Raw genomic sequence first — 22156 nt, forward strand, 5'->3', positions numbered from 1 at the left:
ATAATTCAAAATCAGATCTATGTATAATACCTATATAACATGCTCATCTATTCATAGATCGCATAGGAAAATAATCTTTCCAAATAAAAAGCAGGTCAAATATCTTTAATTAAAAAGAAATCCGACCTGCTTTTAATCTTTATTTAACTGAGTAATTAGGTGCTTCTTTAGTAATTTGAACATCATGAGGATGTGATTCAATTAAACCAGCACCTGAGATTTGAACAAATTGTGCATCATCTTGTAATACCTTCAATGTACCAGCGCCAACGTAGCCCATACCTGAATGCAAGCCACCAACCATTTGGAAAATGATATCAGCTAAACTACCTTTGTATGCCACGCGGCCTTCGATACCTTCTGGTACTAATTTATTAGCTTCATTAACGCCACTTTGGAAGTAACGATCAGAAGAACCATTTGATTGTTCCATGGCTGCTAAACTACCCATACCACGGTAAACCTTGAAACGACGACCTTCATAAATTTCGAATTCGCCAGGTGCTTCATCAGTTCCAGCTAACATGCTACCTAACATAACAGCATTTCCACCAGCAGCAAGCGCCTTAACAATATCACCAGAGTACTTAATACCACCATCAGCAATAATTGTCTTGCCATATTCACGAGCAACCGCAGCGGCGTCGTAGATAGCCGTTAATTGAGGTACACCGACACCTGCAACAATCCGTGTTGTACAGATTGAACCAGGACCAATCCCAACTTTAACAACATCAACACCAGCATCGTATAAAGCACGAGTTGCTTCACCAGTTGCCACATTTCCAGCAATTAAAGTTGCTTTTGGAAATTTTGCTCTAATTTCAGTAATTTTACGAATAACACCAGCTGAATGACCATGTGCTGTATCGATAACTAAAGCATCAACACCAGCATCCAGTAAAGCCGTCGCACGTTCGAATGTATCACTTGTCACACCAACAGCGGCGGCAACAAGTAAACGACCATGTTCATCCTTAGCAGCATGAGGAAATTCAACAACTTTTTCAATATCTTTAATTGTGATTAACCCAGTCAAACGACCAGCATGATCAACAATAGGTAATTTTTCAATTTTATTTGTTTGGAGAATCTTTTCTGCTTCTTTAAGAGATGTTCCTTCTGCAGCAGTCACCAAACCTTCTTTAGTCATCACACTGTCAATTAAAACTGACATGTCAGAAACAAAACGCAAATCACGATTAGTAATAATACCAATCAATAAACGATTTTCTAAAGTTTCAACAATTGGCACACCACTAATGCGGTAACGTTTCATCAATTGTTCAGCATCCGCAACAGAATGTTGGGGTGTTAGATAAAAAGGATCAATAATAACGCCACTTTCAGAACGTTTTACTTTTCTAACTTCTTCAGCTTGTTGTTCGATGCTCATATTCTTGTGAATAACACCTAATCCACCTTGGCGAGCCATAGCAATCGCCATCTTAGAATCCGTGACAGTATCCATACTAGCACTTAAAATTGGGACGTTTAATTTGATATTCTTAGCTAATTGTACGCTGATATCAACCTCGTTCGGTAACACATGACTTTCTGCAGGTACTAACAATACGTCATCAAAAGTAAAGCCTTTTTTTACGAACTTCGTTTCCCAATTTGACATCTTAAAACCAACTTTCTAATTTTATTTTGTTTACTAACATAACAGATAAACTTAACATTGGTCAAGGCTATTGTTCGATTCTTATTAACTTATAATTGTTCGTGATTCTAGCAAAAAAGAGTCCAAACCTGAACTCTTTTACTAAATTTGAACAACTTAAAACATTGTTCGATTGATATTAAAACGACGTTTAACGTAAATTCTGATTGCAAATGAGATAGCTGCAATTACAAGGTAAACAGGAGCTGGTAACATTGCATTAAGTGGCCCTGGAATCAATGCCACTAACATGTATGCAAGAATCCAAATAGCAATAAAAGCGACGAAAACAAGCAACGTAATCCAGAAAGCTGGTTTGTCTTCTTTTTTGACATTTGGTCCATATTTTAGGTAGAAAAGTGCGGCACCAATACCACCCAAAATTGAAGTTACAATTAACGTTAATAAGCCACCTGCACCAGCATTTTGCGCTTGTGCACTCGTTTTGCTCATTAATCCCATGATACCGTACATACCAGCAAAGATTAATAACATCATCAACCCATTATCTAAAGCAGTTAACCAAAAACTGCTTGTGGGTGCTGCTTTTTTCTGAGGTCCCATGATGATGTCAGCAGCTTTAGCACTAACGGGCCCATATAATTTCGTTGCAGTAACACCCTTACGTTGTTCTGTCCGTAATTCTGCGACAATCTCACTAACAACAGTATCTCGTTTTTCATCACTAATTTCCGAGTCTGTCAAAATACCATTCAAACGGTAAACATAATCTTCATTACGTTTTGTTAATCCTGCAAAAGGACCTTCAGATTGTAATTTAGTATCCTTTTCTAAATGTTCTTTTTGTTTTGCTGCAGCTGTGGCATTTCTGTCTTCAACTGATGTTTCTTCGACTTTATTTTCATCTGCCATGATTAACAACTCCTACTGACTTATTTTATTTAGACGTTAAATCTGAACTCAATAATATCGCCATCTTGCACGACATATTCCTTACCTTCGGAACGTAAACGCCCAGCTTCACGAACAGCTGCAACACTTCCATTTTTATCCAAATCATCAAATGACATTGTTTCAGCACGGATAAAACCACGTTCAAAATCTGAATGAATAATTCCGGCAACTTGAGGTGCCTTCATCCCTTGTTTAAAGGTCCATGCACGCGTTTCAGCACCACCCGCAGTGAAGAATGTAGCCAAGCCTAATAATTTGTAAGAGGCTCTAATTAAACGATCAAGTCCTGATTCTTCAACCCCAGCAGCTTCAAGGAAATCAAGCTTATCTGCATCATCTAATTCAGCAATTTCTTCTTCAGTTTTAGCAGAAACAGCTAAACATTCTGACCCTTCTTCTTTTGCGAAAGCCTCAATTAATTTCACATACTTGTTAGCACTTGGATCAGCCATATCATCTTCAGCGATATTAGCGACATAAAGAACAGGTTTATTGGTTAATAGGAACATTCCTTTAACATATTTCTCTTCTTCTTCATCAAATTCAATTGAGCGAACAGCATGTCCAGCTTCAAGAACGGGTTTGATTTTTTGCAAGATGCTAAACTCAGCCAATGCATCTTTGTCTTTTGTTCTAGCAACTTTTTCAACTTTAGCATAGCGTTTTGTGACACTATCTAAATCTGCAAAAACAAGTTCCAAGTTAATTGTTTCAATATCATCCATTGGATCAACTTTATCAGAAACGTGGGTAATATTATCATCATCAAATGCACGAACAACATGCACAATTGCGTCAACTTGACGAATATTTTCTAAGAATTTATTCCCAAGACCTTCACCTTTACTTGCGCCTTTAACAATCCCGGCGATATCCGTAAATTCAAAAGTTGTATGAATAATTTTCTTAGCTGGAACGACTTCATCAATACGTGTCAATCGTTTATCTGGAACTTCAACCATCCCAACATTAGGATCAATTGTCGCGAATGGGTAGTTCGCCATTTCTGCGCCTGCTTTTGTAATTGCGTTAAATAAAGTTGATTTACCTACATTTGGTAATCCTACGATTCCTGCCGTTAATGCCATAATTAGACGTCACTCTTTTCATTTATTTTGTATTATCTTCTGGTGTTGCTTTTTCTAACAATTTTTTCATCTTTTTTTCAAATTCCCGTCTAGGTAATAGAATAAGATGTCCGCAGCCTAAGCATTTAATGCGAATATCCATCCCCATCCGAACAATTTCCCAGCGATTAGTCCCACAGGGATGTGGTTTTTTCATTTCAACAATATCATGTAAATCATACATAACTGACTAACCTCCTAATCTAATGAAATATCAAGTAAGTCTAAAATACGATTCAAATCATCCGTTGATAAATAATCAATTTCAATTTTACCTTTATGATTCTTTTTACTTTGTTGAATCGAAACCTGCGTTCCAAATTTCTCTTTCAACAAATTTTCACTTTGTTGAACATAAATTGATTTTTCAACTTCGTTCACTTTTTTAGTGTTCTTTTTACTTTCACCATTCATTTGGGCAATCACTTTTTCTAACTCACGAACCGTTAAGTTTTCCTTAACGGTTCTTTTAGCTAATGCCCCAATTTTTTGTTTATCCTTCAATGACAACAACGTTCGCGCTTGCCCCATTGATAATTGATCCGCTTGAATTAATTCCTTAACTGCATTTGGTAAGCCTAACAAACGCAAGTAATTAGCGATGTATGGGCGACTCTTACCTAACCGTTCTGAAACTTGCGATTGTGTTAGATTTAATTTTTCCATCAATGTATTGTAAGCTTCTGCCTCTTCTAAAGGAGACAACTCTTCACGTTGTAAATTTTCCAAAATGGCAACTTCCATCATTGATTCTTCTGTCATCGTTCTAACAATTGCGGGAACGTCAGTCAAGCCAGCTAATTTAGATGCACGGAAACGACGTTCACCAGCAATAATTTCATAGCCTTTAATGACTGATTCTCTTACAATAATCGGTTGAAAAACACCTGATTTTTTAATAGAAGCAGCTAATTCTTTCAATGCATTTTCATCAAAAGTTTTACGCGGTTGGTACGGATTAGGACGAATTTCATCTAGATTCAGACGAACAACAGATTCTTTTGTGTCATCATATTGATCAAGCTCATCTTGAAATAATGCGTTAATCCCTTTTCCAAGGCCTTTTTTATTATTTGCCATGCGCTTTTAACACTTCCTTTGCCAATTCCATATAGACCTGAGCGCCTTTCGACTTAGGATCGTAATCAATAATTGCCATCCCATGACTAGGTGCTTCGGACAACCGGACATTTCGCGGAATAATTGTTTCATATACTTTTTCTGCAAAATATTTTTGAACTTCAGAAACAACTTCTGCGCCTAAATTCGTGCGTGCGTCATACATTGTCATCAAGACCCCTTCAATGGCTAAATCTGGATTAAAATGTTTTTGCACCAAACGAATCGTGTTAAGCAATTGGCTCAATCCTTCCAAAGCATAATACTCACTTTGAACTGGAATTAAAATTGATTTACTAGCCGTAAAAGCATTAATTGTAATCAAGCCAAGTGATGGTGGACAATCAATCAAAATGTAATCATATTGATCTTCAATTGTTTTAATGGCATCTAATAAACGTGTTTCACGAGCCATTTGTGGTGTTAATTCGATTTCAGCCCCAGCTAATTGAATCGTTGCCGGTACAATATCTAAGCCTTTATGGCTTGTAGCTAGGATGGTCTCCTTGATTGGATATTCATTGACTAAAACATCATAAATATCTTTTTTAATTGTTGATTTTTCAATACCAACACCACTCGTTGAATTACCTTGCGCATCTGTATCTATTAATAAGACACGTTGACCTAATTCAGCCAAACAAGCACCCAAGTTCACGCTTGTCGTTGTTTTACCAACGCCGCCTTTTTGATTTGCTAATGAAATAACAATTCCCATGTTTGATTAACCCTCCTTTTTTGATTCAACTACATCAATAATGATACGGTATCCTGAATCAGTTTTTTCTTGTTTTGATTTAATTGTCACACCGTTATCTTCTATAATCTTAACGGCCTGCTTCAATGTATTAACCACCAATCGTTTATCAGGATTACCCTTTTTCACGATTTTTTCTTTAGCTTTTTTTGCTTCCGGTTTGATTTTATCGTTGGCAATCAATTTTTCAGTTTCTTTAACCGTTAATTTTTCTTTTAAAATACGTTTTAATAATTTTTTTTGAACGTTCGCTGTTAAATTAACCATTGCCCGTCCATGACGCTCCGAAATTTGTTGCGACATAATTGCTGTTTGTACTTCATGCTCTAACTTCAACAAACGTAATTTATTTGCGACAAATGCCTGACTTTTACCCATATCTTCAGCTAATTTTGACTGTGATAGCTGATTCAAGTCCATTAATTTACTGTATGCCTCAGCTTCTTCGATTGCCGTTAATTCTTCTCGCTGTAAATTTTCAATGAGTGCCATTGATGCCGCTTGGTCGTCATCCATCTTCTGAATAATCGCGGGAATTTCTTTCCAACCTAATGAAGATACTGCTCGAAAACGACGTTCACCAGCAATGATTTCATATTTTCCAGTTTTATATTCTCGCAAAATGATAGGTTGTAACAACCCATGTTCCTTGATAGTTTGTGCTAATTCATCAATTTTTTGATCATCAAAAACACGGCGAGGTTGAAACCGATTGGGCACGATTTTCGTAACAGAAATGTCACTAACTTTTGTTTGATTCGTTTCATCTTCTTGCTGATTTTTACGATTTCCTAAAAATGAAAATGCCATTTTCTGACGACCTCCTGACTATCTTTTAGCTACAAGCGGTGTCCGTCCAGGGACGCCCGCTTTTCTAGGGTATTTCTTAGGACTTAATTTCACTTTATCGACCACTAATAAATGACGTTCATCATCAGAGATTGGTAAATTAAACTCATGATTAGCTACAACTTGTCCGCCTAAAAGATTAATAGCGTACTCAGCATCCGTTAATTCTTCATCCATTTTTTGAGCTTTTAAGGCAATAAATTGTCCATTTAATTTGACTAAAGGTAAACATAATTCAGATAGCACACTCAATCTGGCAACTGCACGAGCTGTCACAATATCATATTGTTCTCTATATAAACTCTTTTTACCCGCAAATTCTTCAGCGCGATTATGAAAAAAAGCAACCCCTGTAATATCTAATTTGTCCGCCAATTCATTTAAAAAGTTGATGCGCTTGTTCAACGAATCAACAATAGTCACCGTTAATTGCGGGAAAGCAATCTTCAGTGGAATTGAAGGAAAGCCGGCACCTGCGCCGACGTCACAAATAGATAAGGGCTCGCTTTGTAATTCTTTTGAATAGAAAGCAGGCGTTAAAGAATCATAGAAATGCTTCAAATAAACGTCTGATTTTTCTGTAATAGCTGTTAAATTAAGGTTTTCATTTGTCATTACTAAAAATTCATAGTAAGTTTCAAATTGTGCCATTTGTCTGTCTGTTAATTTAATGTCTTTTTCGGCTAATGCTTGACGAAATTCTTCTGGATTCATATGACTGGCCCTCCGTTATTTGTGAAACAAAACGATGTTTCACGTCCTGCTTAACTTTAACGTATTTAGTCCAGAAATACAAGCCACCTATAAGATTCTCTAACCTACTAATTCATCAAATTTTTTAAGTTTTGAAATTAATAGTTCAACAAATTTTGCACGGTCAATTGATAATAAGACTTCTGTATTTTTTTCTAGGCCTAATAAATCAAATTTATCAACAATCGTTTCGCCTCGAGTGAGATCACCGTTAACTTCAACATCAACGTGATAGTGACCACTTGTAAATAATTCTGGATGTAACATCCAAGCGATTGTGCAGGGATCATGTAAAGGAATCCCTTGGAATCCCCATTTTTCTTGACCATAGTAGATACCGTAAAATTTCAATAATCCGTAAGCAGACTGTGCTACTTTATTATTAATTTTACCGATTTCTTCAATTTCTGAATCCAAGATTTGTGCTTGATGTGTTAAATTCAATCCAGCCATAACCATCGGAATAGAATCATTTAAAACCATTTTTGCTGATTCTGGATCCACGGCAATGTTGAATTCTGAACCCGGTTTAACATTTCCAACGTCAGTTGAACCACCCATGAAGACAATTTTTTCAATTTTACTTTTCAACTCAGGGTAAACAGCTAAAAATAAAGCCATATTTGTCATCGGACCTGTCACAACCATTGTGATTTTTTCAGCACTTTTAGATACTATTTCAGCAATTAATTCAATGGCTGTTAAGTTAGTTGCAGGAATCTCAGATTTAGGTAATTCTGTCCCATCAACCCCTGTATCACCATGTACAGCATCAGCAATCATTAATTCTTGAAGTAAAGGTTTTTTATTTCCACTAGCAACGGGCACATCAGTCCGTTCCATCAATGTGAGTAATCGACAAGCATTATCAAATGTTTTATCAGGTGTTTGGTTACCCGCAGATGTTGTTACTGCACGTAAATCAAATTCTGGTGAAGCGACAATCATCATTAATGCTAATGCGTCATCATGGCCTGGATCACAATCTAAAATAATTGGTGTTTTTGTCATAATAAAATCTCCTCTTCTAATTAACTTATTTTTTTCTGCATTTTTAATGCAATTAATAAATATATTTATGATTCGCTTTATTAAAATTCCAGAATGGTACTTTTACAACACCTTGAATTTTTGATTCATCAACAAATCCCCAATAACGACTATCGTTGGAAACCGAACGATGATCCCCTAAAACAAAGTACTTACCTGCAGGCACTTTAGTAGCAGTTCCGTCTCTAGTCCATTTATTATCCATGGCCAAAGAACTAAATGTCCAATTTTTGGCATCTAACCCTTGAACCCTTGTTCCAACTGTCTTTTGATCCGTTGAAATGTAAGGCTCTGAAATTTTCTTTCCATTAACGTACACATGGTCATTTTTAAATGCCACTGTATCACCAGGCATCCCAATTACACGTTTGACGTATTCTTGACCGTCTGTTGCATTAGGATCCACACCATAAGCATCAAAAACTACCGTACTAAAACGTTTAACATCGATTACTTTAACAACAGCAACGTGTTCATTATTAACCAAGTTCGGTTGCATTGACGGCCCATCAACACGCACCATTGTGACAACAAATGTTTTTAAAAGCATTGCAATAATTAATCCGACTACAACTGGTATGACCCAACTCATTATTTCTTTAACTATTTTTTTCATAAATCCACCTAATCATTATGTATTTTTATTCCCTTTATTTAATTAATTATACGCTAACCATTTAAGGACTTTCAATGTCTAATAATTCAAATGATATCAGACAATGAAATCCCTTTCTATTAAATTTAAAATTTCATTTGCAACTAAGTAAAACGACTGGTATAGTTTTATTTAGTTCTACTAGTAAGGAATCGTAAGCTTTGTGTAATGCTTTCGTAACATTTCACAAGACGCCACATTAAAAAAATAGTGAGTAAATTGCTTTTAAATCAGCTTTATTCACTATTTATAAAAAATAAACAAGTCTTATCAAAAATACATAAAGCATCACGGGCGTTGTTGTGTAGGCGTTAATCAGTCTATGTTACAAAATTGTGATGAATTGTAATATTTTTTGTATTTGATTGCAACACGAACTAGTTATAATAGATGGTATTAAGTATAAATTAATAAAAAAAAGAAAGTAGATGTGACTCACTTGAATAACACAGTTAAATCATTATTACTCGGTACAATCGGTACTGCCGGTCTCCTTCTTGCATCTAATGCAAACGCCAATGCAGCAACTGTTAAAGTTCAAACAAACGATACTGTATGGACTTTTGCTCAAAAGTACGGTGTTTCAATCAAAACAATCGAAACTTTAAACAACATTGATTCAGGATCTCATATTATTACACCTGGTCAATCATTGAATATTCCTGCAAAAGATAGCAACGCTAAAACAAGCACTGATACTGATACTTCTTCTGCTTCTGATACTACTAGTTCAGCAAGCAAAACATCTATTACTGTTAAAACTGGTGATTCATTATGGTCAATTGCGAAAGCAAATGGCATTTCAATCACAGCTCTTCGTTCAGCTAATGGATTTGCTGATAGCTCAGCACTTATCTTACCTGGTCAAAAATTAGCAGTTACTGGTTCAAAAACTGTTACTGCTACAGCACCTAAAGCAACACCAGCTAAAACTGTTAAGCCAGAAACAGCTAAAGCAACAGAATCTGCAGTTTCTACAGATGGCAAAACAGTTACAGTTAAGAGTGGCGATTCATTGTGGTCAATTGCTCAAACTAACGGTGTTACTATCTCAGCATTGTGCGATGCTAACGGTTTAACTTCAAGTTCAATGATCAATCCTGGTCAAACTTTGAAATTAACAGGTTCAGTTGCTAAAGTTGCTACTACAACTCCTAAAGCAGCTACTGCAAACAATACTGCTACTACAAGTTCAAATACAACTTCAAACAGCACTACTGCTGCAAGCGAACCAGCTGCTACTAACACAAATACTGCTTCAAATACAACAACACAAACAGCAAGCTATTCAGCAAGTAAAGTTATCTCAATTGCTAAAGCATACATAGGTACTCCTTATGTTTGGGGCGGATCAACTCCTTCTGGTTTTGACTGCTCAGGTTTCACACAATATGTATTCGCTAAAGTTGGTATCAACTTAAACCGTAATACTATTGGACAAGAATCAAACGTTACTAAGAAATCAGTTTCTGCTGCTCAACCTGGAGATTTATTATTCTGGGGAGCACAAGGTTCTTCATACCATGTCGGTATTTACTTAGGTGGTGGCCAATACATCGCTGCTCCAGAACCTGGTCAAAATGTTAAAATCGGTGCATTAGCCTATTACCCTGCTTCATTTGCTGGTACCGTTAACAACTAATTATTAAATTCTATTGAAGCATTAACCTTTTCGGTTAATGCTTTTTTGTACCTGAAATGTATAAAATATTGGTTCTCCATCACCAGTTATTAAAGTCCTAACAATTTATTATCAAAATCTCATATCGTGGGGATTGAGATTTTATTTCTTATTTTTCTCCAACAAGTAAATAATTGCTGGAAGAATGGTTAGTGCACTGATTAACGCGAAACCTGTATCTAATACTGTTATTAACCCAAAACTTTGAAGAGCGGGGAAAGAAACGAAGATAATCGCTGTAAATCCACCCATAACTGTTAATGCGGAAACTGTTATTGCCTGTCCCACTGATGAAACAGCCCTCACAACTGCATCTCTTGTCTTCATCCCTGAATCGAATTCTTCTTTGTACCTTTCGAGTATCAGAATTGTAAATTCAGTTCCAATTCCTAAAACAAGTGAACTAAGCGTCATTGTTAATGGATTGTATGAAATCCCAAAGACATATAATACCAATGGTGATAATCCAAGCACAATTAAAATTGGAATAACTGGCATTAGAGCTAAACGAATATCCCGGTAAACCAATAATAAAACGACAAAAATAATCAATAAGCCAACAAACATGATTAAATTATGGTTAGCGGCCATGTTCACTGATCCGACTATCTGCATAACCTGGGCTCCAGCTGGAGATATATCAACAGAACCTAAGTTTGCTTTTTTAATATCCGAGTTAATATGATTCATCAAGGTTAGCTGTTTATCCGTAGATAAATTCTTTTTAATTTTGAATTGAATGGTTGCGTAGCGTTTGTTATCACTGTAGCTTGTCTGACTTGCTGCAGAGGGTAACGTTGCAATCCCTTTACTAATCTCATGCTGTGTTGCCTTTTCTGGATTAACACCAGCCGTTTTTAGTAATGTTGCGATTGAAGTCACATCTGAAATTCCAGAGTATTTACTATTTTCACTAGCACCAAAACTTTGAATCGTTTGAATATCAGATTTATCTATCTTTCCATCTGATTTCACTAAATAAGTCAGGTAAGTCGTTGATCCAGCTTCTTTTTGCAAATATTTAGTATTTTTTAATGCTGTCATATTTTGCGGAATCATTTTCATTAAATCAGTTTCCGTGCTTATTTTATTCTCAGCTGCGAATCCGAATCCCATCAAAATTAATCCAACAAATAAAATAGCCTTAGCATGATGTGTCACCCAATTAGCGTAACGACTTAAAATTTTAGCCAATTTTGCGGGGCCAACTTCTTTAGGTTCTTTTTTATTTTTTCGCTTTTTACCATCTAAAATGGTCATTGTTGAGAACATCAATACAATTTCAGCAATATAAGATGAAACGACCCCAATTGCTAACGTTAACCCAAATTATTGCATCATTGGTGCCTTTGATAAGAACATCGTCAAAAAGGCAAATGTCATGACAATCAAGGCAATTCCAACAGCTGGTCCCATGCTTTTAATTGATTTTTCAACAGATTGATCCACATCTTTACTTTGCCTGTACTCTTCCTCATATCGATTATGGAATTGAACACCAAAATCAGTTCCAAGACCAATAATAATAGGTAATGTCGCCATAGTTGCCAACGTTAACGGAATTTTTAATAATCCCAAATGTCCATATTAATCCAACGGTCACAAATAGTAGTGACAAAAGACGTCGACGAACTGGGAAGACACTAGCAAGAATGACAATCATAAGTACAACGGCTAAGCCAAACATGGTACTCATTGTACTAACAACAACATCATTAACTTGACCATTAACAGCAGGACCACCCGCTAATCGAACTTTGACATTTTTGCTAAAATGTTCTGCTTTAATTATCTTATTGGTCTCTTTTGATAATTTAACATATGAGTTCATATCTGTTTTGTCTGATGTATTAACAACAAGCAGCATGTTTTTAGCATTGTTTGGTAGTAATTGATTAAGTTGTGCTGGCATCTTACCGTTATCAGAAAAGACTAAATCATGAACTAAATCAGAATCCATATTTTGGACTTTTGGCAACATTCCAACGACAAACGTCTGCATACTCTGCTTTTGCTGACTTGTTAATTGCGATAACATATAAGCTTGAATTTCATTTGTTTGTGCATGTGATAACGAGCTAGTAAGCGCCTCTTGCGATGTCGCACCCGCTTGAATCTTTTGTGCCATTGCTGCTTGTTGGCTTGTTGAAAGTAGGCCAACTGTATATTTTTGTAGCGCAGCTGTTTGTGTTGCATTTAAGCTGGAATTAACTTTTGTTGTTAATTTTTCCTTTTGCTTAGTGGTTAAACTATTCATTAACCCTGTTTGTAATTTGGCTGAACTTGTTAAATCAGATGAACTTGTTCCTGCATTTTTAAATTGTTCATTCATCACTGACACAAGATTCATTGATCCTTTAACATTATCAACAGAATTTATTTTCTTAGAAAAATCGGCAACTTTTTTTAAATTATTGCTTGAAAGTAAATCCTTTTGGTTACCCGAGAGTAGGACGTAAATACCGTCCCCACCGAAGTTTTTTTGGTACGTTGCAGTATCTTTATAAACTTTAGAATCTTTACTAACAAATATTTCATTACCCATTGAAATTTTAATATTTGCTAACCCTATTCCTAATATTAGTGTGACAATTAAAGTCATACTAATACTTAATTTTGCATGTTTACGAATCATAGTTGCAAATGAATGAAATACTTTTGACAAAATCGAGCCATCTCCTTTTAATTTAATTACTAGAATGCTTATTCTACTTATAGTTAAAAAATGAAACAACCAATAAAATAAGCCATTCGTTGCAAAATGCAACAGATGGCTTATTTTGTATTACTTTTATTAAAATTTATCAGACTGATTAGAACTTTTATAATCTCTTCAGCATTTTGTTCCATCCCATTATCTATCCACTTATAAAAAATGCCAACGACGCCACCTGCCAGCATATAGGAAATGTATTCTGACTGGGCCGACTTCAAAACGGGGTTATAGAACTGATTTCGAATATCATCTTTACGTTCTATTTCATTCGGCAATTTAATAATTTCATTTGCAACTATTTCAACTAAAATGGGATAAAGCTCAGAATTATTATTAATGGTTAAATTTCGAATCAATCGTTCTTGTTTTTTAATAACCAAAATACTTTGGCGAATAAATTCTTCATTTGTGAGCGCCCTCATATTTTCATTAAACATGCTTGAAATTGACACATGAATTGCTTCTTCTAAAAGATCTTGTTTATCACGATAATAGCGATAAAAAGTACTTCGATTAATTTTAGCAGCTATCGTTATTTGTTCTACAGTAATATTACTCAAAGAAGTTTTTTCTAGCATTTTAATAAACGTATCAAGTATATTCTTTTTAGCTCTTTGCTGTGCATTTGTTGCTACCATAATAGGTCTTCCTCATTTTTCATCAGTTTACTACTTGATTCAAAGCTTACACTATTACCCCTATAATAGAAAGTTCCTGCCGTGTAACACAAGGCACAATGTTTCACATGAAACAATTGTTTAAGCAAAGAATAATCCAATATAGTACGTCACAAGCATTGTTATGAGCCCTGCTATGACGTTACGTAAAATAGCTGGCATCTTTCTTGCATTACCCAAAGACGCACTAATAAAGCCTGTTAAAGCCAATGCCAGCGTCACGACTACAACTGTGCCCCACATTTTCATAGTGCCAGGCAAAAAGGTCATTGCAAGTAATGGAAAAATACCACCTAACGATGACGCAACCATTGATGAAAAAACAGCATCCCATGGATTTAGATAATTTCCAATTTCGATACTGTAACGTTCCCTCACAGTGCCTTCCAGCGCATTATTTGCCATAATATCATCGGCTGCCTTAATGGCTAATACTTTGGAAACACCCTTTTCTAAGTAGGCAGAAATTACCATTTTGCGTTCTTGTTCAGGCTCGTCAATTAGTCTTTGCTTTTGCGTTTCAACAACTGCTTTTTCCGTATCCTTTTGCGTGCTAACGGACACATACTCTCCAGATGCCATCGAAAATGCAACTGCTAACAAATCTGACATTCCAGCAATAAAAACAGCAAATGGACTTGATGTTGCCGCTGCCACGCCAAAAACTACCCCTGCCACCGTCAAAATACCGTCATTTGATCCTAAAACCCCGGCACGTAATATATTTAATTCTGCCCCTAATGATATTTTCTTTCTCTCTGCCATTATTTTCTCCTTTTATGCGAATAAATGTCCAATAAAATAAGTAATCGCCATCGTCAAAAGTCCAGAAATAACATTTCTAATAATGGCTAATTTTCGACTAGAATTACCAAGTGTTGCGCTACCATAGCCCGTCAAAATTAAAGAAAAAATAACAGCCACTATCGTCATTTGAATTCTAATTTGTTTGGGAAACAACGTTATCGCGAATAACGGTAGTGCAGCACCAACTGGGAATAATAACATTGATGCAACCGCCGCATGCCAAGGATTCGTATAATGTTCTGGGTCAATACCATATTTTTCCTTTGCTGTTACCAAAACAGCATCTTTTTCCATAAGTTCAGTTGCTATCTCCATGGCAACATTTTCAGAAATACCTTGCTTTTGATAATACGTAACTAAATCGCTTTTCTCAGAATTAAAATGTGTTTTAATTTTTTCAGTTTGCACGTCCATGGCCGCTTTTTCTGTATCTTTTTGTGTATTCACAGAGACATATTCTCCAGCAGCCATTGAGAACATTCCCGCGAACATTCCTGCAATACCAGCAATAAAAATCCCAAAATTACTAACAGATGCACCTGCCACTCCGAGCACAATCCCAGAAACCGAGATAATACCATCGTTAGCTCCCATCACGCCAGCACGTAATATATTAATTTTTTCTGCTAAATTTATTTTTTGCAACATGGTTATCTCCTTTGTTTATTTCGCAAAATTAAATTTTGCAAAACCTTTACCTGTCTCATATCTCTTCTAACTATTAATTTTAGTGCCTCCATGAATATCAGTCAAAATTATCATCCGTTATTCCTTTATTAATACGTAAAAAACCTTATTATACCGGCAAAAAACCTTTAAAAATTAATTTACCTTCACTTTTTTTAATTGAGAACCATTGTTATTTAGACTGTCTCACTAGGAAATACAGATTTTACTTTAATTTATATCTATTTGGTGTATCATAAACATATTCGGGCCCTTAGCTCAGTTGGGAGAGCGTCTGCTCCGCAAGTAGAAGGTCGACGGTTCAAATCCGTTAGGGTCCATTAAAATATAAAGAAGCGAGATCACTTAATTAAAAGTAATCTCGCTTCTTTATACTTTATTACAGTTTAGTTCCCACTCGCTTCATCAAATTCATCAGCTCCTGACATAGGTACGGCAATCGAAAAACCTCCATTTCTATTTTCGAATGCATAATAAAGATTATCACTAGAATTTGCTACGAGTACCGTGTTGACCTTCACTAATCTTGTTGAAGTATCAAGTCTGACCTTTATACGTTTAACTTCAATTTCTTGATAAGAAACTCTTTCAGAACCATTTGGAACTTCAGCTCCGCCATCATTTGACTCCCATGATATTGTGCCATCTCCCGATTGATTATCCAATGAAAATGAATAAACAGGACCACCATTGCCTATATAAAATTGTTTAGAATTTAATTCTTCCGTTGAAACAGAATACGGTCCTATCACTGATGTTTTTTTATACTCTACATCATCTGGTACAGAACTTGACTCACTAGAAATTGCGCTGGAAGAATCTTCAAAGGAACTGTTAGAACTAACAGATGAAGTATCAGATACCACAAAATTTTTATCTGTCGTTTGAATTATCAAAATTACCCCAACAATTAATAGAATAACAATAACCGCTAACATCATTTTTACAGAAATTCCTTTATTTGATTTAGGTTTCGCATGCTTTACACTCATAACTTATGCTTAATCCCCCTTTAAATAATTATATATGCCCTTTGATTCTTTTTAAATTATACCCATTTCATTAATTTAAAACTACCTGATTTTTAAGAAGTCCCTCCCTAAGAGCTCTATTTATTTCAAATTTATATAAACCCATTTCATTTCAACAAACACCTTTATATTAACGATTGACAAAACTTGACACTATCGTTAAAATTAATTTTATAAAAAAGACTATGACCCTCACATAGAAACCAAAATTAATTTTTTTAAAATATCAGTCTTATAATATAAATATTTTTGTTGTAATCTAAGCATTAGCTAATAAAGGCTAATGCTTTTTTTATGCAATTTTTTATAAGGGAGATTTTATTTATGAATGGGACAGAAGTACACGATAATTTGAAAATGCTACAGGATTTAAAATTTTTAATTTATAAGTTTAGTGACTATCGAGTTGATTTTCACAATTTTGATATTTTAACTTTAGACCTACCCACCAAACAAATTGATCTATCTTTGGCTTATCAAACACACAAAAAAGATCACACTATTGAAGAAATAGCATGGTCCATCATTAAAGATAATCATTTATAAACGGATTATTTTGAGCAATAATTCAGCTGTTGCTTCACGCTTATCTTCTGGCAAAGAAGCTAGATAATTAATTAAATCAAGCGTTGCAACACCTTTTAAATTTTTATCAGTAAAAAAATCAGCTAAAGTCAGATCTAATGCTTCAGCAATATCTGATAATTTTTTCATCTTAATATTGTCTAACTTTCCACGTTCTATCAGAGAAATTAAACTAACAGAAGATTTTGACTTTTCAGCCAATTGCTCAATGGTCATATTCAATAATTTTCGTTTAGCACGAATCAATATTCCTATTTTTTCAAGCATCTTAAACTCCTAATCAGAAAGGTAATCTCTTTATGGTAAAGGATTTCAAATAAATCAAACAGAGTTGTAGTTATCGTTTTATAAAATAAATCTATATACAATAACCTCTTCGATTGTTAAAATAAGTTAAGGTTCAATTAAGGTACGTTCATTATTCGTTGATTCGGTATTAAATCCGATTTAAAGGGAGGCTCTGTGGGGAGATTACGAACGATAACATTAAAATTGAGATACATAAGTAGTCGTATAAGCGCACATAACATCTCAACCAATTTCCAAAATTTTTTATATTTTTATTGATTTAGTCATTATTTTAGAACAAATTATGCAGGAATTTAGATGCCTGCTACAGATCCAAATACTACTCAAAAGGAGAACTAATGATTAAAAAAGACTATATCTATCATGCTCCGCTAGATAATATGACCGGAAGTTCTACCAAAAAATTCTGTCCTAATTGTGGAACTGAAGTGTCACAATCAGACAATTTTTGCCCTAACTGTAACTTTAATTTACGTGTTGCACCGGTTCAACAACAAGTACCAAACCAACAAGAAATGCCAGCTAACCAGACACGTTCTGCTAAACCACCCATTTCAGGTAAAACAAAATTTTTCAGAATTTTAATTGTCGCAATCATTATTATTATTTTGGGTGGTTATTATGCTGGGACCAAATATTATTCAAAAGAGAATCAGATTAATCGAATGACAGAGGCTCTAAAAACTGACAAAAATATGAAAAACTATTTTTCAACGTCAGATACTGCATTAAAAATTACTGATTCATCTATGAAGCCTGCATCAGATGCTTGGAATAGCGCGGCTTCCCTTAAAGAGTTTAAAAATGGCTTAACGAGCTCAACAAACACTTCTAACCAATTCCAATTAAAAGAAAATGGTAAACATTGGTTATTATTCCCTAAATATACAGCCAATTTTTCAACCGTTTCCGTTAAATTATCAACAAATACTTCTGGCGCTGTCATTAAAATGAATGACAAGAAAATTGCCACAGCTAACTCTGATGATTACAGTAAAACTATCACAGGCTTAGTCCCTGGTAGTTACAAAATAGAAGCAACTGGCGCTGTTGATGGTACTAAATTAAATAATGAATCAACCGAGATACTCAACAGTCCAACTTCTAGCGTAAATCTAGATTTAAGTACCATTACGTTTAGAATTAAAAGTATCGCAAAGGCCGATATTTACGTTAACTCAAAAAAAGTCGGCACAACTAATGGCTCTGGAACCGCAACAATTGGACCTATTGCCTCTTCTGGAAACAATATTTTACAACTTAAAGAAAAAGTTGGTGACAACACGCTTGTTACAAGTAAATATAAAATTTCAGGTAGCGATGACGATAATAGCGTGACGCTAGATAGTTCTGATGAAGATGGCTATCAAGATAGTTCTGAAAGTAATTTATTCAATATTACTTTCCCTGACATGTTAACCCTAGACGATGCCCAAAGTTACATGGATAATTTATTTTCACATATTAGTGATTACACTAGTGAAGGTGACGATTCCGACGAGGATTCAAGCGACAGTTACGGAACAATTGGTAGCTTCTTCGTTGGTGGTGAAAGTAACGCGGATGCTAAATCATGGATTAAAATTGCTGAGAGTTACTACAATAATGATTCAATTGAAAGTGTCGATTATGCTACTAAAGTCAAAACGATAACACCTACAGCTAAGAATAAATTCGATGTCACTTATGATGTGACTTATACTTTTGATCTCACTGATAGTGATGATGACTATTCAACTAAAACACAAGTCTTCGAATATACCGCTAAGGTCAATTATTCTAATAATGATGATTTCTTAATCAATTCAATTACACCAGCAAAAAAAATTAGTGAAAAAACTGAAGATAACTAAACCTTGGAGGAAATAACAATGAAAACATGTCCTAACTGTGGGTCTCAACAACCAGCAACCGTAAAATTTTGTACAAACTGTGGGTTCGCCTTCCCGGCTGAACCTACTCAAAAACCTGCTCAAAAAGCAGATCAACAACAAACACAAAATGTACCAGAACCAACAAAATTCCAACAACAATATGCACCCGAACCAGAAACTAGAAGCCAAAATGAAAATGTTGAACAAGCCAAAGCTTTCGCAACAAATTATTGGTCTTATTTCTTAAATGCCATTAAACATCCAACAATTTTAGAAAATGGTCATAAATATTTTGGCTTTGCGACAATTATCTTGTTCGCATTATTCAATGATATTTTTGTAAAATTATTGTTAAATAGCGTCGCTTCATCAGTTTCTTCAGCTATAGGATAGTACAAACATGTTCTCAGAATTTTTTGGTGGTTCAAGCAGCTCAGCTGTTAGCCAAGGTGAATCAACAGTTGAGAGCGGTCTCTATGTAAAACTATTCTTCTTGACGTTACTCGTTTTTGCTGTTTATGTCTTAATTGGCATTTTCGTTCGTAACGTTGTGTTGGGTGATAAAACCGACACACTATTAGCCTTTACAAATCGTTTCACACATTATTTAATGGTCAATCTTGCATTATCGGTTCTTAGCATGATTTTAATGTTAGCTGGTCTTAAAGCTTTTGCTGTGTTCTTATACTTTTTAATGGCAATTATTATGAGTGTGGCATTTATTCTAGCAATTATTGTTGATACACACCCACTTAAAATTGATCGCCTTTACGGTGTTGTTATTGGTCAATTACTATTGGCATTTGTTGTCTTCCTTGTTATGACCGTATTTGCTGTTAGTTTAGCATCAAGTTTAGCGTCAATTATACAAGCAGCGGGACTATAAAAATTCCCTTCGGCAAGATAACTCATTAATCTTTCAATAAAAAAAGGCGTCAATTAAGTATATTATACTTAATTGACGCCTTTTATGCATCCCTATAACTTTAGTTATTAACCTTAGCAATCTTACCCTGTTCGATATAAACAGCGAGAATCGATAAATCAGCGGGATTAACACCACTAATACGACTAGCTTGAGCTAATGTTTCTGGTTGGATTTTAATAAATTTTTGACGTGCTTCCGTCGCAATTCCTTCAATCGCATCGTAATCGATGTTTGTTGGAATTTTTTTAGCTTCCATACGTTTTAATTTCGCAACTTTTTCTTGCGCTTTTTTGATGTAACCCTCATATTTAAATTGAATTTCAACTTGCTCAATAATTCTATGATCTAATTCATGGTCAGGGCCTGGCATGAATTTGGCAACATCTGCATAAGTCACTTCAGGACGACGCAAGAATTCGTTAGCCAATACGCCATCTTTCAAGGCAGCACTGTCATGTTCTGCTAAGAAAGCATTCACGTCATCAGTTGGTTTAATACGGAATGATTGCAATCTAGCTTTTTCAGCTTCAATTTCAGCTTTTTTGGCTTCAAAAATAGCTAAACGTTCTTCTGAAATCAACCCAATATCATACCCTTTTTCAGTTAAACGTAAATCTGCATTATCATGACGTAAAATGAGACGATATTCAGCACGAGACGTTAATAAACGGTAAGGTTCATTGGTCCCCTTTGTTACTAAATCATCAATCATAACGCCAATATAAGCATCACTACGATTCAATGTAAAATCTTCACGGCCTAAAGCACGTAATCCAGCATTAATTCCTGCTACCAAACCTTGCCCAGCAGCTTCTTCATAACCAGAAGTTCCATTTGTTTGACCCGCAGTATATAGATTCTTCACTAATTTTGTTTCAAGCGTTGGGCGTAATTGGTAAGGCGCCACAACATCATATTCAATCGCATACCCTGGACGCATTAATTCAGCGTTTTCAAGGCCCTTAATTGAATGAATAATATCTTGTTGAACTTCTTCTGGCATTGATGTAGAAAGGCCTTGAACGTAAAATTCATCCGTTGAGCGACCTTCTGGTTCCAAGAAGAGTTGATGACGAGGTTTATCAGAGAATCGGACAATCTTATCTTCAATAGATGGGCAGTAACGTGGACCCACACCTTTAATAATTCCTGAGAACATTGGTGCACGATCAAGATTAGCATTAATAATTGCATGCGTCTTTAAGTTCGTGTACGTTAACCAACAAGATAATTGATTTTTAACATCAATATAAGCTTCATCAGGTGTTTCAAAACTGAAGTGATTAGGCTCAACATCACCTGGTTGCTCATCAGTCACACTGTAATCAATTGTATTCCCATCAACACGAGGTGGTGTCCCTGTTTTGAAGCGTTCCAAATCAAAACCAAGTGCTTCAAGATTTTCAGATAATTTAATGGCAGGTTGTGAATTATTAGGACCTGATGAATAACTTAATTCACCAATAATAATTTTACCTCGAGCAGCCGTCCCAACCGTTAAAACAACACTTTTAGAACGGTACTTTGCGCCAGTATTTGTTACAACACCACGGCATTCACCATCTTCGACAATTAAACTATCAACAGTTCCTTGACGTAACGTCAAGTTTTCTTCTTTTTCCATTGTATGTTTCATTTCGCTTGAATAAAGATGCTTATCAGCTTGGGCGCGTAATGCTCTAACCGCTGGCCCTTTACCCGTATTCAACATACGCATTTGAACGTAAGTTTTATCAATATTACGACCTATTTCGCCACCTAAGGCATCAATTTCGCGTACAACAATTCCTTTAGCAGGACCACCAATTGAGGGATTACATGGCATAAACGCAACCATGTCCAAGCTAATTGTAATCAGTAATGTTCTATTGCCCATTCGTGCAGCAGCAAGTGCTGCCTCTGAGCCGGCATGTCCAGCACCAACGACAATGACGTCGTAGTCTGGCGCATCATAAGTTTTAATGTCCATT

General features: G+C 35.4%; 22 protein-coding genes, 1 tRNA gene and 1 pseudogene. 6 read left to right on the forward strand and 18 right to left on the reverse strand.

Annotated features, from left to right (window positions below; translation table 11 throughout):
* Positions 1-139 precede the first annotated feature (139 nt).
* The 10 genes from guaB to lepB form a co-directional block, all read right to left on the reverse strand.
* Positions 140-1627, reverse strand: coding sequence for an IMP dehydrogenase (gene guaB / locus ACVPPR_RS09170; protein WP_462304241.1), 1488 nt, complete (start codon positions 1625-1627; stop codon positions 140-142).
* 156 nt (positions 1628-1783) lie between these two features.
* Complete coding sequence (locus ACVPPR_RS09175) at positions 1784-2539, reverse strand: DUF1129 family protein (RefSeq protein ID WP_462304242.1); 756 nt, start codon at positions 2537-2539, stop codon at positions 1784-1786.
* 29 nt (positions 2540-2568) lie between these two features.
* Positions 2569-3669, reverse strand: coding sequence for a redox-regulated ATPase YchF (ychF, locus tag ACVPPR_RS09180; protein ID WP_462298530.1), 1101 nt, complete (start codon positions 3667-3669; stop codon positions 2569-2571).
* A gap of 22 nt (positions 3670-3691) precedes the next feature.
* Positions 3692-3892 carry a DUF951 domain-containing protein gene (locus tag ACVPPR_RS09185; protein WP_462298529.1) on the reverse strand — a complete coding sequence of 67 codons (201 nt, stop codon included), beginning with the start codon at positions 3890-3892 and terminating at the stop codon, positions 3692-3694.
* Between the two features lie 14 nt (positions 3893-3906).
* Entirely contained in the window at positions 3907-4788 is an 882-nt protein-coding gene (locus ACVPPR_RS09190; RefSeq protein ID WP_462298528.1) for a ParB/RepB/Spo0J family partition protein, read from the reverse strand.
* Positions 4778-5545, reverse strand: a complete 768-nt coding sequence (locus ACVPPR_RS09195; RefSeq protein ID WP_462298527.1) for a ParA family protein — start codon at positions 5543-5545, stop codon at positions 4778-4780. The genes ACVPPR_RS09190 and ACVPPR_RS09195 overlap by 11 nt, the downstream gene beginning before the upstream one ends.
* 6 nt (positions 5546-5551) lie before the next feature.
* Positions 5552-6394, reverse strand: coding sequence for a nucleoid occlusion protein (gene noc / locus ACVPPR_RS09200; RefSeq protein WP_462298526.1), 843 nt, complete (start codon positions 6392-6394; stop codon positions 5552-5554).
* Between the two features lie 18 nt (positions 6395-6412).
* On the reverse strand, positions 6413-7147 hold the full coding sequence (gene rsmG / locus ACVPPR_RS09205) for a 16S rRNA (guanine(527)-N(7))-methyltransferase RsmG (RefSeq protein WP_462304243.1): 735 nt from the start codon (positions 7145-7147) through the stop codon (positions 6413-6415).
* Between the two features lie 99 nt (positions 7148-7246).
* A complete protein-coding gene (gene rihA / locus ACVPPR_RS09210) occupies positions 7247-8197 on the reverse strand; it encodes a pyrimidine-specific ribonucleoside hydrolase RihA (RefSeq protein WP_462298524.1) in 951 nt (316 codons plus the stop codon).
* Between the two features lie 52 nt (positions 8198-8249).
* Positions 8250-8852 (reverse strand): signal peptidase I, encoded by a 603-nt coding sequence (lepB, locus tag ACVPPR_RS09215; protein WP_462304244.1) that lies wholly within the window; start codon positions 8850-8852, stop codon positions 8250-8252.
* Between the two features lie 478 nt (positions 8853-9330).
* On the opposite strand from lepB, the gene ACVPPR_RS09220 reads away from it, so the two are divergent.
* The gene (locus tag ACVPPR_RS09220; protein WP_462304245.1) at positions 9331-10533 is read left to right on the forward strand and encodes a C40 family peptidase; all 1203 of its coding nucleotides are present in this window, start codon (positions 9331-9333) and stop codon (positions 10531-10533) included.
* 141 nt (positions 10534-10674) lie between these two features.
* On the opposite strand, the gene ACVPPR_RS09225 is transcribed toward ACVPPR_RS09220, so the two are convergent.
* The 5 genes and pseudogenes from ACVPPR_RS09225 to ACVPPR_RS09245 all read right to left on the reverse strand — a co-directional run bounded on the left by ACVPPR_RS09225 (position 10675) and on the right by ACVPPR_RS09245 (position 15420).
* Complete coding sequence (locus tag ACVPPR_RS09225; protein ID WP_462304246.1) at positions 10675-11844, reverse strand: efflux RND transporter permease subunit; 1170 nt, start codon at positions 11842-11844, stop codon at positions 10675-10677.
* A gap of 57 nt (positions 11845-11901) precedes the next feature.
* Positions 11902-13207: pseudogene (locus tag ACVPPR_RS09230) on the reverse strand (MMPL family transporter).
* 140 nt (positions 13208-13347) lie between these two features.
* On the reverse strand, positions 13348-13926 hold the full coding sequence (locus ACVPPR_RS09235) for a TetR/AcrR family transcriptional regulator (protein ID WP_462298520.1): 579 nt from the start codon (positions 13924-13926) through the stop codon (positions 13348-13350).
* 120 nt (positions 13927-14046) lie between these two features.
* The gene (locus tag ACVPPR_RS09240; RefSeq protein WP_462304247.1) at positions 14047-14730 is read right to left on the reverse strand and encodes a VIT1/CCC1 transporter family protein; all 684 of its coding nucleotides are present in this window, start codon (positions 14728-14730) and stop codon (positions 14047-14049) included.
* Between the two features lie 12 nt (positions 14731-14742).
* A complete protein-coding gene (locus tag ACVPPR_RS09245) occupies positions 14743-15420 on the reverse strand; it encodes a VIT1/CCC1 transporter family protein (RefSeq protein WP_462304248.1) in 678 nt (225 codons plus the stop codon).
* 286 nt (positions 15421-15706) lie between these two features.
* Between ACVPPR_RS09245 and ACVPPR_RS09250 the strand changes: the two genes are divergently transcribed.
* Positions 15707-15779, forward strand: a tRNA-Ala gene (locus ACVPPR_RS09250).
* A gap of 66 nt (positions 15780-15845) precedes the next feature.
* Here ACVPPR_RS09250 and ACVPPR_RS09255 read toward each other — a convergent pair.
* Positions 15846-16451, reverse strand: coding sequence for a hypothetical protein (locus ACVPPR_RS09255; protein ID WP_462304249.1), 606 nt, complete (start codon positions 16449-16451; stop codon positions 15846-15848).
* 363 nt (positions 16452-16814) lie between these two features.
* Here ACVPPR_RS09255 and ACVPPR_RS09260 point away from each other — a divergent pair, with 363 nt between their 5' ends.
* Positions 16815-17036: a hypothetical protein gene (locus ACVPPR_RS09260; protein ID WP_462304250.1), complete on the forward strand. Its 222-nt coding sequence runs from the start codon at positions 16815-16817 to the stop codon at positions 17034-17036.
* On the opposite strand, the gene ACVPPR_RS09265 is transcribed toward ACVPPR_RS09260, so the two are convergent.
* Positions 17031-17342 carry a helix-turn-helix domain-containing protein gene (locus tag ACVPPR_RS09265; protein WP_462298516.1) on the reverse strand — a complete coding sequence of 104 codons (312 nt, stop codon included), beginning with the start codon at positions 17340-17342 and terminating at the stop codon, positions 17031-17033. The two genes, ACVPPR_RS09260 and ACVPPR_RS09265, sit on opposite strands and share 6 nt — an antisense overlap.
* Before the next feature lie 380 nt (positions 17343-17722).
* Between ACVPPR_RS09265 and ACVPPR_RS09270 the strand changes: the two genes are divergently transcribed.
* The 3 genes from ACVPPR_RS09270 to ACVPPR_RS09280 are packed head-to-tail and all read left to right on the forward strand — an operon-like array spanning position 17723 to position 20144.
* Complete coding sequence (locus ACVPPR_RS09270; protein ID WP_462304251.1) at positions 17723-19237, forward strand: zinc ribbon domain-containing protein; 1515 nt, start codon at positions 17723-17725, stop codon at positions 19235-19237.
* 18 nt (positions 19238-19255) lie between these two features.
* The gene (locus tag ACVPPR_RS09275; protein WP_462304252.1) at positions 19256-19651 is read left to right on the forward strand and encodes a zinc-ribbon domain-containing protein; all 396 of its coding nucleotides are present in this window, start codon (positions 19256-19258) and stop codon (positions 19649-19651) included.
* 7 nt (positions 19652-19658) lie between these two features.
* Positions 19659-20144 carry a hypothetical protein gene (locus ACVPPR_RS09280; protein WP_462304253.1) on the forward strand — a complete coding sequence of 162 codons (486 nt, stop codon included), beginning with the start codon at positions 19659-19661 and terminating at the stop codon, positions 20142-20144.
* A 100-nt stretch (positions 20145-20244) separates the two neighbouring features.
* On the opposite strand, the gene mnmG is transcribed toward ACVPPR_RS09280, so the two are convergent.
* On the reverse strand, positions 20245-22155 hold the full coding sequence (mnmG, locus tag ACVPPR_RS09285) for a tRNA uridine-5-carboxymethylaminomethyl(34) synthesis enzyme MnmG (protein ID WP_462304254.1): 1911 nt from the start codon (positions 22153-22155) through the stop codon (positions 20245-20247).
* Position 22156: the final 1 nt, after the last annotated feature.

It is taken from the genome of Dellaglioa sp. L3N (genome assembly GCF_054941095.1).